This is a genomic window from Pseudomonas sp. CCNWLW23 (assembly GCF_037095675.1).
Lineage (GTDB): Bacteria > Pseudomonadota > Gammaproteobacteria > Pseudomonadales > Pseudomonadaceae > Aquipseudomonas > Aquipseudomonas atacamensis.
This window is the reverse complement of record NZ_JBAWKM010000011.1, coordinates 96,961-111,481: the sequence shown is the minus strand read 5'-3', so window position 1 is coordinate 111,481 and position 14,521 is coordinate 96,961. Positions and strand designations below refer to the sequence as shown.

Annotated in this window: 9 protein-coding genes; 3 read left to right on the top strand and 6 right to left on the bottom strand. The window is 55.8% G+C overall.

Translation table 11 applies throughout. The features are described 5' to 3' along the window. Positions 1-7: 7 nt before the first annotated feature. The 6 genes from V8J63_RS15640 to orn all read right to left on the bottom strand — a co-directional run bounded on the left by V8J63_RS15640 (position 8) and on the right by orn (position 11,362). Entirely contained in the window at positions 8-4,738 is a 4,731-nt protein-coding gene (locus V8J63_RS15640) for an RHS repeat domain-containing protein (protein WP_336464298.1), read from the bottom strand. Between the two features lie 80 nt (positions 4,739-4,818). Then, positions 4,819-5,805: a hypothetical protein gene (locus V8J63_RS15635; RefSeq protein WP_336464297.1), complete on the bottom strand. Its 987-nt coding sequence runs from the start codon at positions 5,803-5,805 to the stop codon at positions 4,819-4,821. A gap of 339 nt (positions 5,806-6,144) precedes the next feature. Next, entirely contained in the window at positions 6,145-8,667 is a 2,523-nt protein-coding gene (locus tag V8J63_RS15630) for a hypothetical protein (protein ID WP_130902876.1), read from the bottom strand. A gap of 176 nt (positions 8,668-8,843) precedes the next feature. Continuing rightward, the gene (locus tag V8J63_RS15625) at positions 8,844-9,878 is read right to left on the bottom strand and encodes a hypothetical protein (RefSeq protein ID WP_125926275.1); all 1,035 of its coding nucleotides are present in this window, start codon (positions 9,876-9,878) and stop codon (positions 8,844-8,846) included. Positions 9,879-10,053: 175 nt separating this feature from the next. Beyond that, complete coding sequence (locus tag V8J63_RS15620) at positions 10,054-10,668, bottom strand: trimeric intracellular cation channel family protein (protein WP_177421648.1); 615 nt, start codon at positions 10,666-10,668, stop codon at positions 10,054-10,056. Positions 10,669-10,819: 151 nt separating this feature from the next. Next, positions 10,820-11,362: an oligoribonuclease gene (orn, locus tag V8J63_RS15615; RefSeq protein ID WP_016771957.1), complete on the bottom strand. Its 543-nt coding sequence runs from the start codon at positions 11,360-11,362 to the stop codon at positions 10,820-10,822. Between the two features lie 107 nt (positions 11,363-11,469). Between orn and rsgA the strand changes: the two genes are divergently transcribed. The 3 genes from rsgA to V8J63_RS15600 all read left to right on the top strand — a co-directional run bounded on the left by rsgA (position 11,470) and on the right by V8J63_RS15600 (position 14,259). Then, on the top strand, positions 11,470-12,501 hold the full coding sequence (rsgA, locus tag V8J63_RS15610; protein WP_024011360.1) for a small ribosomal subunit biogenesis GTPase RsgA: 1,032 nt from the start codon (positions 11,470-11,472) through the stop codon (positions 12,499-12,501). 313 nt (positions 12,502-12,814) lie between these two features. Continuing rightward, a complete protein-coding gene (locus tag V8J63_RS15605) occupies positions 12,815-13,774 on the top strand; it encodes a caspase family protein (RefSeq protein WP_336464296.1) in 960 nt (319 codons plus the stop codon). Next, the gene (locus V8J63_RS15600; protein ID WP_125926278.1) at positions 13,774-14,259 is read left to right on the top strand and encodes a toll/interleukin-1 receptor domain-containing protein; all 486 of its coding nucleotides are present in this window, start codon (positions 13,774-13,776) and stop codon (positions 14,257-14,259) included. Before V8J63_RS15605 ends, V8J63_RS15600 begins: the two co-directional genes overlap by 1 nt. Positions 14,260-14,521 lie beyond the last annotated feature (262 nt).

The window sequence follows — 14,521 nt, the reverse complement described above, 5'->3', positions numbered from 1 at the left end:
TTGTCCTTTACCTATGACCACCCAGCTGGTCGATGACCGCGATCCGCTCCTTAGCGTTTTCGGTCATATATATTCGGTCTCCTTTCGACAGATAGAGATGCATCGACTTTGATGCTGATCCGGATGGGCCATACATGGGCGTGTATTCGGCATGAATCAGCGCTGCAGAAGACGTTGGGGAGTTACCCGCCTCAATGTGCTGCATGAAGGTTTCGGCCTTTTCAAGCAAGCCCGTAAGCCCCCTTTTCTCAAGCATGTTATTTTTGGGATTGACCCTGACGAGTGACCATGGTTTGTCGGCCTCTTCCTGAACGGCCGCGCTGGCCTTCGCCTTAGCCTTGGCCGCCGCCTTGTTTCCCTTGCCCTTGATCATACCTCGGGCCATCTCTCGACCCGCTGCTTTGGAGCCTTTACTACTCAGGCCTTGCTTGAAGGCGCCAGCCAGTTTCCTGCCAGCATTGATGCCCGCTTTGGCACCAGCTGCCAGCCCTGCCCCCACCGAAGCCAGCCCGAGACCAAAACTGATCCAGCCCAATATCTCGCCCGCCTGAGAACCCGGTGCGAGTTCATTGACCACCTCGCTGGCAATACCCGCCAGGCCTGAAGCAACCGCCAGCCCCAGTGCCGTCACTGCCCATGGCGTCGCCGCACCCATCGTTACCACGCTGGCAACAATGCCGAGAATACTGAGGCCGATGCCCAGGATCGATTGCCAGGAGACATGCCCGGTAGGGTCAACCCGATTGACCGGGTCGCCCAGGCAATAACTGTAGGCATTTAGTCCGCCCGCACCGAACGGACTCATGCTATCGGGGGAAAGAAAGCGCATCAGTGTCGGGCTATAGGCCCTATAACCATTGCCCAGCAGATACAACCCGGTAACCGGATCCAGTTGCTCGCCGTTGAACCCCGCCAGGCTGAACAATCCGCCGTCGGCAGGACGGTGCCCATAAGGACTGTAGGCGCAATCGGTGAGGTGCTCCTTACCCAGTGTTGCCAGCACGCTTTGCTGTTGATCGGTGCCAAACAGTTGCGCGCCGGCGTTCAAACCGAGTTGCTGTTGCCCCACAAGCGCGCCACCGTGACGCACGATACTGGATGAGTTTTCACCACTCACCTCATTGGCGACCCGGCCTGCGTAGTAGTAACGCTGCGTAGTAACCTCGTCGGGTTGCGACAGCTCAACCAGATCGTCGAAACCGTCGTAATGGTAGCCACGAATGACTGAACCGCCTGCGCCGGACAGTTGTTCGAGACGTCCGAACGCGTCATAGGCCAGCGTTCGCGCCTGGTCGTCCTTGATCATCCTGCCGTTGGCGTCGTATTCCAGCGTCACTGCCGGTGGGTAGTCGACATGGGAATGTTTGACTGCGCTGAGCTGTACCGGATCGGGATTGTCATAACTGAAGGTGGTCAGATTCACGCCCAGCGGGAACTTCGTCTGCACGGTCAGAATGTTGTCCAGCGCATCGAAGGTGAACGTCTGCTGGATAATTTCCTTGCCATACGGGTCACGGGGCTTTTGGGTGCCAGCACAGTCGTACTGGATCAAGCGCCCGCGCACGTCGTAGGTGAACTGTTCATCACGTAAGAGTTGAGTGCCACGTCTGGACACTTTCTGCGCCAGTTTGCCAGCCAGCGTGTAAGTCGATTCGAGGGTCTGGTCAGGCTGACCCTGAATCTCGAATGTACGCCGGGCTTCACGACCGATATCGTCATAGGCGAACCGGGTGATCATCTGACGCTTGATCGAGGTGTCTTCGGTTTTCGTCCACTCCAGCATCCCCGTCTGGGCGTTGTAGTGGAACGCGGTTGTCAGCAAGCCTTGCGAGGCGGATAGAAGGCGGCCGAACTCATCGTATTCAGATCTGTTGTCGGTACCGAGCACATCAACGTGGCTGATCGGTCGCCCCTGCAGGGACCAGGTACTGGACGTTGCTTTCGTGACAGCGCCGAAGCTCGTCGTTTCGGATTTCAGGCGCCCGGAAGGGTGATAGGCAAAGCTGCGGCTCCTGCCGCTTTCGGTACAGGTCAAGGGTTTGCCACTGACGGGGTCATAGGTCATGGTTGTGACCAGGTCCTCTGCCTTGCGCTCGGTCAGCAAACCGCCCAGTTCCCGCAAATAAGTGAATTCGGTTTTTTTGCCATCAGCGCTCTTGTACCACTGTGGCTGAGTGAAGCCCGCTTCATAACCAGCCTCGGACTTTCGCCCGCCCACAGTACTCTGGATCAACCGCCCCAAACCGTCATACGTTTGCTGGCCCAGCACTTTGTCACCGACCCTGATGTCGATCGCCAGCCCTTCATCACTATGCTCGGCGTACTCGGTCACGACCTTACTGCCGTCGGGCAGGACATTGCGGGTCATTCGGTCAAAAACGTCGTACTCATATCGGCTGGTGTTGCCGACAGGGTCTGTCTGGCTGGCTGTGCGCCCATAACCGTCATAGGTGTAAACGGTTTTGCCCAGACTCTTGTTCTTCACATTGAAGCTTTCGACACTCAGCGGTTTTCCGAAATCATTGACGACGGTGATCGTCTTGCCCATGCCCTGGAGCCAATTGGTTTGCCGGCGAAGCACCGGATCCGCCTCGCTGTGTTCGATACGCCCATCATCGTGCAGCGTCTTGCTGACCTGGCCCCAGGAATCGAATTCGTAGCGGGTACTGAACGGATAAGGCTTGCCATCACGCCAATCAGTCAGCGTCACTTTCACCTTGTGACCGACCGAATCATGCAGGGCAGAATAAAGCGTGCGTGTCTGAATGAGACCGTCCTTGTCGGGATGGTCGCAGTCCTTTTCCTGAACGGTGATCACCCGTTCCAGTCCGTCATAGGCGACTTTTTGCTCGCCGCCAGCAGGATCCGTGGTCACCATCGTCGCCGGCTGCTGTTTGCTGGCGGCCAGATAGGCCCACCGGGTAGCGGCCGCATAGGGGGTGCCGGCAGCAACCGTTTTGCCCACGGCGCGGCCGATTGCATCGTATTCATATTCGATGTGCTCGCCATCGACACCGACTTCAGAGACCTGTAATCCGGTCAGCGTCGAAAGCACCTTCTCACTGGTCTGCAGCACGCCGTCGAATCCGCGCGTGCTGGACCTGACTCGCAGCCTGTCACCCTCAAGCTCATAGGAAAATTCGATAGCGGTTTTTTTTTCATTCAGGGTGACACTTTGCTCTTTTGTGGCTCCATGCTTGAGTGGATCCTCGGGCGTATTCAGATAGCTGCGTGCGGTTTTCGAACGCAACACCTCTACACCCTCCACCACTTCGAAAAAACGCTCCTCGACCGGTAACACAGAGGCCAGTTCAGCACCCTCAAGCGCCGGATGCAAAGCGTAGTCGTAATACGTGACTGTCGAAGCACCATCCGATGCGGCAGCAGTCACCGTCCTCTTTTTCGGGAACCTGGAAAAGCCCAGCGGATCCTCCGGGCAGTTATCCCCGCCAATGGCCGGATAGTATTCCGTCGTAGTCGTCACCCCAGTGGGCTCAACCTGCTTGAGCAAGTTACCTTCGCCATCGAACTCGGTGATCGTGGTTTCCACACGCTGCTGTTGGGTGCGCCGATCGAGGTACGTCACCGTATGGACTTTAGGCATGCGGAACTGGGCCACCTGCTCACTGAACGGCTTGGTAACGGAACAATGATACTCCGTGGCGGTGGCGATCTGCGCGTCGCCACAGGTTGTAACCTCAGCCATCAACAGATGGAATTTGTTGTAGGTGCGTTTAATGCGGGTATGTACTTTGCCGCTGACCAGCAAGTGCTCGTCCGAGGTGTAGACGTAGTTGCTGGGCGCCAGATAGAGCGGATCCAGTTCACTATCCTTGGCTGGAAGGAGGCCCTGTCCAAGGAAGTTATGGTCGGAGTACGTGTATGTCTTGCACACTCTGGGCTGGCCGCGCCCTGGGTAGACATCGTGAGCGATAACAAACGGCAGTGTCTGTTCCACACCGCTGATGAAGCGGTGGCCGTGCCGCTTGTAGCGAACGATTTCGACCCCGCGCAGCGGGTTGACGATGCGATGCACATAGCTGGCCCCAGCGATTACTTCATACTCAAGTTCCCAACCTTTACCCACCGGAAGCTCGATGGCCGTTACCCGACTGTTTCTCAAGATCAGCCTGAAGTTGGAGCTCGAAGTAGTGTCGGGATATCGCGACAACGTCACCTGACCTGCCGTACGAGAAATTTTCAAAAGGCAGCGCGTGGCATCACGGACTTCGGCCAAACGGGGAAACTGGTTGAACAACTCATGTTTCAGCGTAATGCTCACGCCGTTCGCCGCGATTATTTTTTCCGCGACGGCGACCTGAGTACCGGCCAACACTTTGAGCAGTTCCCGCCGACCATCCTTGTATCGAACTTCATAGCGCCCTGCTCCAGTGACTGACACCTTTGCTGTTTGCAGTTTCATTTCCTTGAACTTCAGGCCGCTAGACGTCTCGACAGCCTTGTAGCGTTCACCGTTGGCCAAGGTCATGACTTTGCTGCGCAAGTCATAATTGGTCAGGGTCAAAGACCAGCCAACGCCGAAACCACTATCCGCCTGATTGAGCGGATTGAAACCCACTGAAAGTGCAAGCTCCGGACCATTGAGATCTGCCGAGTGCAACTTGCCAAGCGAAAACGCACACGTATACATGCCCGTACGGGGATCAACGCCTCCGGAAACAAATTCACCGAAATTGAAAGCGTTCGAATGCACAGAGGGAGAGAAATTACTTTCCATTAATGAATCGTCCTTTTATTTCCAGACTCAGAATTTGGCAGTCAACACCGGCCAGCGAAGTACGCTGACCAGACAAGAAGTCAGACAAGTCGCTTCATTGACCGCTTGGATTGATCCAGAATAAAAGTGAGCTGATTTTTATCACCATCGATACTAAGCCGGTGTTCCGAGCCGAATTCGTCGGTCACGGCAAATTCGAAGGCGCTATCACTTTCCCGCGCCGCTTGCGGGTCAGCGGAAACATACTGAACGAGCGTCAACTGTCCAGGCACTTTGTTGATAGGTACGGTGACGTAGCCATGGGGACTGCGAAATGTTGCCTGCGGGCCATATACAGGCGCCATATATCCATAAAAGGTTTTGCGACTACCTTGCTCACCGGGAATATTCCCGGACACATAAACCTGCACCGCATCTTCGGAATCATAAGGATCAAGTTTCACTTCACTGCTATACCAATCAAGGAGGTGAACCTGCCTGCCATCCGCCCGCAGGCCAATATGATAGTGCTGAACCCACTCATACAGGCCCCGATTCTGTTTCTTGTCATACTTGCTCAACGAAAAGCTGCTCGACGAGTACTCTTTCGGCGGAATCGCCTCCAGCGTGACACTGCTGTCGAAACCAACCCCATTACTTCGCAATACCGCGCCGTTCAAGGAAATCTCGGCGGCCACTTCCATGATTCCAGGTCGGGAAGCCGAAACCCAGAATTGTAAAATCTGTACCGGATCTGCGGCGTTGCTGATCCGGTTGTCAATGACCCGCGGGACTTCTGTCAGTCGCGTTGCGCCGCCCGACATTTCGTGAGCGTAACGATTTTCCTGAATCGATACATTCCATTCTCCCTCCAATGGGCGAGCACCGTTATAGGCAATCAGCCGCAGAGAGTGCAACGCGGGATGTCCGTGCAGCGATACGCCGTCGCCATTGTTATCGATCCCGTGTAGAAGCACCAACACACGCACCTGCATGCGACCGTTGGCATAAAGCACTTTGTGCTGACCATGATTCGTGGTGTCGAGTTTTACCTCTATACGGGATATACCTACTTCCTCGCTAAACATTTGATAACACCTCAGCTGATTAATATATTTCACCCCTTAAGGGCTCAGCAGAGTATTAACATCGAACCTGAATATAAGAAGTCGCGACATTTGACATTTTGTGAAGTAGTAATCTTTCAACATCATCATGAATAATTCACACAGATGCTAACAACTTCAAAAAATGCGATCTGAATGTTACGTACTTCAACACTAACCTTCGACCCCTTTGATTCTGCCCAAGATGGCCTGTTACCCCTTCCGAATTCACTCAAACCGAATCAGAAGGGGAGTTAGCGAGTAGTTTATGTTTGCCAAATCATGTTAGCAGCGTGATCGACCCGTTACTTTCGAAAACACCTAGTTGCTATCTGAACCTGTTGAAAATCCGCTTTCCGATGAATCACTTTCGGAATCAACGTCTGAAACTGCCTCGGCCGTTTGGATTTCTACCTTCCGGTCCATACTGGAATTCGCAAGATACTGATTAATCCGCCGCATTGACTCGTTACTCAGCGGATTATTCAATAAACCAACGTATAGGTCTTGCGTATCCGGAATATCGAACAGATCGTCTCCTATGTGCGAAATATTATTACCCTGTAACGCCATGACACGAAGGTCTCCAAGCCTGTCTATACCGGAGGGCAGGCTGTAAAGATTTGCATTATATAGCATCAACTCGGTTAAACCTGTCATGAAACCTACATGCGGAGCAACTGTGAGAGGGTTGTTGGCAAGATTCAACAAAGTGAGCGTCTCGATCCTGGACAAACCTTCAGCCGTGGCTTCAGATAATTCAAGCGAGCAATCGTTCAGCACAAGCTGACGCAGCTGGCGCATCTGGAATATCCCTGACGGAAAGTCCTCCATTTTTATGCCAGTGACCACCAAATATTGCACATTGGGAAAACTGTCAAGAAAAGCGCCGATGCGTGCGCCTGGCTTTTCCACAGTCAGTATCAACTCTGTTACGTAGTCGAACCTGGCGGATAGCTTTGGTAACTCTGCGGAAAAATCGACATGATGGGAAAAATGATAGTCACCGAACCCCCACCTCGAAACCGACTTGCGCTGCCAGATATCCTGCAGCTTTGCGCTGAACCGCTCGCGAGCCAGCCGTTGCTCTGCGGTTTGCGGTGCGCCCTGCGATGAATCCGTGCGGGTCGACAATCCTTGCGCACTCCAGATCGCCAACTCATTGCGCAGTGTTGCCAACTCTCTCTCCAGGCGAGCCAAGACCCTGGCTGGGTCCGACTTCAGACGCTCGGAAATGAACACGGCCAGTTCTTGTTCGGCAAGCTGCGGATAAAGATCACGGACACGCTCTTCAACGGATTTTGTCGACGTCGGGTTGACATCGCCGCCCCCTCGCAGCCCCGCTTGCACGTATTGGGCGCTGGCCGGAACAGCCGTTACCTGCACCGGTGCCAGTCCCAACAATTCGCTCACGCGTTGGCGCGACGGCAATGGCTGTGCACGTACCAGCTGCCGCAGAGCCGCACCACCGCCCTGCGCTACGCCGAGCAACTGGCGCTGCCCGGGCAGTAAAAGGAGCCAGACGGCGGCATACAGATCCGTCCGACCTTGGGGTGACGGGACGCCGCTGAGCTGGATAACGTAGCCTTCATGCTGACGAATAAACGTGTGACGCACTGGCGACCGAGCATCGCCAATAGCACTCAATAACTCACCCTCTGACGCTTGCCGACGAATCTCGATACGAATCTGTCGCGGCCAAAGATCAAGCTGCCCGATCATCTGCAATGCCAGCAGATCACTGTCCAGACTGGCTACCGAATCCAGATAGATTCCTGCGCACGCCCTGGCGAGACGCACCTCGCGCAGCGCCACCAGCGTCTTTTCTGCCATGTGCCTCGGCATTCCCGGCCGCAGGCGCAAATGCATATGGTCGGCGGCACTGGCCTCTCGCCACAACGCCTGAGCGATGGTCTTGGGCAGGTCGGGAAAAATCCGTCGCATCAGCAATGTGTTGGCATCGCAATCAAGTTCGAACGCCCGCTCACTCTGCTCAAAGAGCAAGGCGCTGGATTGTTCGGTAACGCGCTCGCTCAGATCTTCTGCCCGTGGCGGCAACAAAGCCTGCAGTTGTGAATCGGCCTGCGCCCGCACGGTGGGATCGGAATGTTGCACCTGGGTGATGAACAGCTGGATCTTTTGATCGAGGGCAAAACGCCTCGCTGTGTCCTGCAGCAATGCCAGCGAGGTGGGATGAATCTCGGACCTGTGCACCATCATCGTGTCTATGCCGCTCACAGCAAGCATGCGTTTGATCATCAATGGAGAAAAATCTTCTATTGAATATTCCTCGCCGGTAAGCAGCTCTGCCGTGCGTTTTTGTTCGGAATAGACAGTTGCAAGCGGGTTGGTCGACTCAGGTTCGTCCAGCGGGTGCCACAACCGGCCCTCGCTGTCCGGCCTCAACAGCGGACCGGAAGGATGCAGTTCTCTGGCATGCGTGGCGCGAAGCAGACCGCTCTCAGCGTCTCGGACCACTTGCACGATGTGGTTATCAGCCACGGCAACATACTGGCGATGCTTCAAGGTTTTGATACCCAGTGCAACGGACTCATCGAGACCCTCTTGTGAGGGTATCCAGTAGCTCTCCAGGGAATCTTGTGCGGAAAACCTTGGGAATTCGTCAAATGTGGAATACGTCGTGGTCGTGCTCACATTGACGCCAGGCGTTATCGAAAGCGGATCTGATGAAGATGGCGAACGCATCGGTTCCTGATGATGTGCAACAGTCAAATGTGCCACTGTCGAAGACGAGGACAACGGTCGGTGGGAGACATCGATGCTGGAATCGGAGGGTTTGGTTGGGACAGATACAGGTTTGATCTTCGGCGGTTTGCCAGTCATGATCGCTCATCCTTGAGAGGGGGTGCGCTGGCCACACAGAGTGCAGGGCCAACGCGAGTCATCAGAAAAGCACTTTCGTGCATATGCTGATCATCGACATGGCAGCTTATCTGCAGTCGAAATGCCAAACGCATATACATCTACTACATTCACCGACATTGCATCAGTGAACGAACTCAGCCTCGTTGAAGATATAAATTACGCTCGTGAAAATTCACGCGGATCGCCAATTTATGCTCAGTACCATATTCATCGATCGCGATGAAGTGGAGGACGCCGCCATATTTTTGTGGCCCGGTGCTTTTCGAGTATTCAGATAGAGCCTGGACGATGGTCAACTCCCCGTCGCTTTGAGTATTTACGTGATAATGCTTCGAGTTCCATGTTTGCGCATCACTGGTAAAAGTGTATGCAAACGGATCACCCCTGTCAGGCAAAGAGACGACGACACTGGATGTTTCGGGACGCACGAAAATGCATTCCATGTAATTTGTTTTTATTTCGTTAAGCCGGTTACCACCCGCAAAATCGTAATCCTTGCCCTCTTCTGCCCCCTCTGCAATCCAATCGACCAGCCGGATCTGCTTCCCACCCGGGTACAGTCCCAAATGGTACTTCCAGATACGGTTACCGGGCGACTCATTACCAATCCTGGTCTGGTACAACCGAAATACTCCGTCTACACCATATGTCGAAGGCGTTTCCGCTTCTACAGTCACGCTGCTGTAATGAACACTGGCAGGCGTGGTTCCGTTACTGAGGATCGTCTCGCCATTCACGGACAGGCGCGCACCGATCTCAGTCGTTCCGGCGCTCGATGAGGAAACCCAGAACGTACGAACCTGTGGATGAACGCTGTCATTCTCAAGATCATCGTCGTGCCTGTCTTCGGCGTCAGGTGCAGGACGTGCCTCACGCGTAAACCGCCCTTGGACTGCGCTCGCGACCCAGCCATCGCGCAAGGTCTTGCCGGTCGCGTAATGAATAAGCTGGATGCTTTCCATTACATCTGCGGGTACATGCATTGCGTTGCCGTCGGCGTCCACTCCGGCAACGAGTACTTGAACTTTGACCTGCATTCGGCCATTAGCGACAAGTGCCCTGCTTTGAGTATTATTACCGGCATCAAACTTGACTTTTAAACTGGACAGCCCCGCCAGAGTGGGCGGATTGTCATTTTGATTATCTGTAACATCCATGCTTTCACTCAAAATGCAGCTCCTTTGTAAGAATATAGTTTGGTACTGACATCGAAAATATGTCAGCGAAAAAACTACATACCCATCAAGCAAAGATCAAAGTGAAAAGTGTAAGAAATATGCGCGCGCCAGTCACAAACAACATATTTGCCATTAATCAACTTCAATGACAAGGACGCACGATCAATCATTGTTCGTCGTTATAAACGAACTTCGGCATTTCCCAATGGAAACGAATGGCCAGCAGACGCAACAGGAATCCGCCAAACAAAGTGATCAGAATGGCTTGTTCACCTGGCACATTGAGATAAAGACACAACATGTAGCACCACGCCGCAGCAAATGAGACGCTGGCGTAAAGTTCGCGGCGAAAGATCAAGGGAATATCGTTGCAGAAGATATCGCGAAGAATACCGCCAAAAACGCCGGTGATGACTCCGCTGACGGAAGCCACCAACATGCCGTGACCCATTTCCAGCGCCGTCATGCAACCGATCAAAGTAAATGCCACCAGTCCAACTGCATCGAGCACCAGAAACAGCGAGCGCAGGTGGCGCATCCAGCGCGCAGCGAATACGGTGAACATCGCTGCCACCGAGGTCAGCACCAGATATTCCGGATGTTTGACCCAGGTCAGCGGGTAGTGCCCGAGCAACACGTCGCGCACCGAACCGCCACCGAGCGCGGTGATGCAGGCGATCAGCACCACGCCGAACCAGTCCATGCCACGTCGTCCGGCGGACAGCGCGCCAGTCATGGCTTCGGCGGTAATGGCGATCAGATAGAGCATCAGCAACATGATGGCAGTCCAGGCAGGAAGGCGCGCAGTCTAGCCATTTCAGCGCCGCACCAGAAGAGGGCGCGCCTTTCGCAAGCAGGCTCGCGTCCACCTAAGGCGCATTCCATGTGGGAGCGAGCCTGCTCGCGAAAGCGTCAGGGCTGATGCCGCTGCCTCAGAACTTGATGAAGTGCTTGCGGTAATGCTGCAACTCGGCGATCGATTCGCGAATGTCGTCCAGCGCCAGATGCGTGCTGCCCTTCTTGAAGCTGTCGCGCACGTCCGGAGCCCAGCGTGCGGCCAGTTCCTTGAGCGTCGAGACGTCGAGGTTGCGGTAGTGGAAGTAGCTTTCCAGCGCCTTCATGTGGGTATAAAGAAAGCGACGGTCCTGGCAGATGCTGTTGCCGCAGATCGGCGATTTGCCCTTCGGCACCCACTTTTCCAGGAAAGCAATGGTCTCAGCTTCTGCCTCAGCCATGCTGATGCGGCTGTCGCGTACACGCTGGGTCAGGCCGGAATTGCCGTGGGTGCGGGTGTTCCATTCGTCCATGCGCGCGAGCACTTCGTCGCTGTGATGGATGGCGATCACCGGGCCTTCGGCCAATGTATTCAGCTCACTGTCGGTGACGATGGTGGCCATTTCGATGATGACATCGTTGTCCGGGTCCAGACCGGTCATTTCCAGGTCGATCCAGATCAGGTTCTGCGGGTTTTGCATATTCGGGCTCCTAGGCAATGCTGCGCAGTTTAGCCTAGGCCGGTGGCCGGGCGTGCTAAACTCGCGGCCGTTTTACCTAATCGCTGCATTCTTCAGACGGAACACCCATGGCCAAACGCCAACTCAATCGTCGTCAAAACTGGCGCATCGAAAAGATTCAGGGCGAGCGCGCCGCACGCGCCGCCAAACGCGAGTCCTCGGCGGTCGAGGCCCTCGAGGGCGGCGACCTCGGCCCTGAGCAACACGGCCTGGTGATCGCCCACTTCGGTGTGCAGGTCGAAGTCGAAGCTGTTGACGGCGAACTCGCCGGCCAAGTGTTCCGCTGCCACTTGCGCGCCAACCTGCCAGCGCTGGTCACCGGCGACAAAGTAGTCTGGCGGGCCGGCAACCAGGGCATTGGCGTGATCGTCGCGCAACTGCCGCGCAGCACCGAACTGTGCCGCCCCGACAGCCGTGGCCAGCTCAAGCCGGTTGCTGCCAACGTCGACATGATCGTCATCGTGTTCGCGCCGCTGCCCGAGCCTCACGCCAACCTGATCGACCGCTATCTGGTCGCCGCCGAACATGCCGGCATCCGCCCGCTTTTGCTGCTGAACAAATTCGACCTGATCGACGAGCAGAACGCCCCGGCGCTGAACGCGTTGCTGGCGGTGTATCGCACGCTGGGTTATCCGGTGCTGGAAGTCTCGGCGCACCACGGCGATGGCATGGAACAGCTGCAAAAGCAGCTCGACGGGCGCATCAGCGTGTTCGTCGGCCAGTCCGGCGTCGGCAAGTCGTCGCTGGTCAACAGCCTGCTGCCTGAGGTCGAAACCCGCGTCGGGCCGTTGTCGGAATTGTCCGGTCAGGGCACGCACACCACCACCACCGCGCGGCTGTTCCACTTCCCCGGTGGCGGCGAACTGATCGACTCCCCGGGCATCCGCGAATTCGGTCTGGGCCACGTCAGCCGCGCCGACGTCGAAGCCGGTTTCATCGAGTTCGACGACCTGCTTGGCACTTGCCGCTTCCGCGACTGCAAGCACGATCGCGAACCGGGTTGTGCACTGCTCAAGGCCCTGGAAGATGGCCGCATCCAGCAGCAACGGATGAACAGCTATCGCTCGATCATCGCCAGCCTGCCTGAAAACGGCTATTAAACAGCCACGCCGGCAGCCCTACGCGATGGGCTGCCGGTTATCGGACTGCGTCTGACTCACCTCTCCTCCTCTTAAACGTCAGCTTCTTCTGTAGGCACTTGCACGACTGCTTGCAGGACCTTTCTGTTTTGCCGCGCAGACCTTGTAGGCCTGAGCCAGCGGCCTACATTTCTTTCCTCCTTCGCTCACAGCGACCATCGAGGAAAGCCATGCCAACCTGTGTTTTGTTCATCATCCATTCGTCTCGCGACGCCCGCCCGTGCAATACCCACAGAATCCCCGGCGCGATCCGCCTGCACAAGGCGGTGTGACCATGCGCAAAGGATTGTTCATCGGCATCAACGATTACACGCATATCGGCGGGCTCAGCGGTTGCTGCAACGACGCCATGGCCATGGCTTCGGTATTGAAAAGCAACGCCAACGGCGACCCCAACTTCAAAAATGTCGTACTGACGTCTGCCGAGGATTACCTGAGCCGGGAAAAACTCGAAGACCAGATCCGCGAGTTGTTTTCCGGCGACTGCAACGTCGCCCTGCTGTATTTCGCCGGTCATGGCGGTTTCGACGCCGACACTGATGAAGGCATGTTGATCGCGCAGGACTACCGCAACGCCAAGGACGGCATCCGCATCAGCGACATCCTCAACTGGGCGGACAAAGCCACGCGGATCAAAAACAAAATGATCATCCTCGACTGCTGCGAAAGCGGTTCAGCCGGAGAAGTGCGCGCCCTGCGCAGCGAGAGCAGCATGGTCAGCGAAGGCATGACCATCCTCACCGCCTGCAAAAAAGCCGAGCCGGCGCTGGAGGGCGCGCAGCACGGCGTGTTTACCGGCCTGCTCCTGCAAGCGCTGCATGGCGGCGCGGCGAATATCCTCGGCAAAATCACCCCCGGCAGTCTGTATTCCTTCGTCGACAACGCCCTCGGTGCCTGGGAGCAGCGTCCGGTGTTCAAGACCAATGTGTCGCAGTTCATTTCCCTGCGCGAAGTCTCGCCGCTGATTCCCAAAGAGATCCTGCGCAAATTGCCCGACTGGTTTGCCGAAGCCGAATCGGTCTTGCCGCTCGACCCCAGCTACGAACCCACCGAGAAGGCGTTCGTGCCTGAGCACGGCGAGATCTTCGCCCAGTTGCAGAAGTGCAACCGGCACAGCCTGATCGAACCGGTCGACGCCGAGCACATGTACTACGCCGCCATTCACTCGACCGGCTGCCGCCTGACGGCACTCGGCGCCTATTACCGCGAACTCGCCCTCAAAGGACATTTCTGATGCCAGTCTTTATCAGCTATCGCCACATGGATCGCGCCCATGCGATCGCCATCAACACCCGCCTGACCCAGGCGAAGATCAGGACTTACCTCGACGTGCTGGATCCGGAATCGCAGACCACGGACGACATCACCGGGGTCATTACCCGCAACATCACCGAGTGCACGCATCTGCTGGCGGTGGTATCGGAGAAGACTGCACTGTCGTGGTGGGTGCCGTTCGAGATTGGCGAGGCGACGATCAGCAACCGGCGGATCTGTACGTTCAAGACCGGACCTGCGCAACTGCCGATCTATCTGGACAAGTGGCCGAAGCTGAGCACGGCCAGCGATCTGGATTTCTTTATCGATGCGTATCGTGATGAGGTGTCGAACCAGCGCTCGATCACGCTGGATTCGATCAGCGAATCGGTCAAGGGGGCTTACAAGCGCGATGCGGAGATGTTTCATGAACAGTTGAAGAACCGGATTCGTCGCGGGTTTTAGAATTTTGTCACTTTCGAAAAGCCCCTCACCCTAACCCTCTCCCAGAGGGAGAGGGGACTGACGGAGGTGTCCTGCGCTGTTCGTCGACCTGAAAGATCGCAGCGATTATGGATTCGGTAAGACAATTTCACCTCGATACATTTATCAGCCATCACCAAATCGGCTCCCTCTCCCTGGGGAGAGGGCTGGGGTGAGGGGATTGTTGACAACGCAATAAACGTCGCGCCGCGAACAAAAAACCGACATTACTGTCGGTTTTTAT

What these genes read in the sequence shown, in the direction of transcription:
- V8J63_RS15600 (WP_125926278.1), top strand. Translation starts at nt 13,774, where the DNA reads ATGCCAGTCTTTATCAGCTATCGCCACATGGATCGCGCCCATGCGATC.
- V8J63_RS15605 (WP_336464296.1), top strand. Translation starts at nt 12,815, where the DNA reads ATGCGCAAAGGATTGTTCATCGGCATCAACGATTACACGCATATCGGC.
- V8J63_RS15630 (WP_130902876.1), bottom strand. Translation starts at nt 8,667, where the DNA reads ATGACTGGCAAACCGCCGAAGATCAAACCTGTATCTGTCCCAACCAAA.
- orn (WP_016771957.1), bottom strand. Translation starts at nt 11,362, where the DNA reads ATGCAAAACCCGCAGAACCTGATCTGGATCGACCTGGAAATGACCGGT.
- V8J63_RS15635 (WP_336464297.1), bottom strand. Translation starts at nt 5,805, where the DNA reads ATGTTTAGCGAGGAAGTAGGTATATCCCGTATAGAGGTAAAACTCGAC.
- rsgA (WP_024011360.1), top strand. Translation starts at nt 11,470, where the DNA reads ATGGCCAAACGCCAACTCAATCGTCGTCAAAACTGGCGCATCGAAAAG.
- V8J63_RS15640 (WP_336464298.1), bottom strand. Translation starts at nt 4,738, where the DNA reads ATGGAAAGTAATTTCTCTCCCTCTGTGCATTCGAACGCTTTCAATTTC.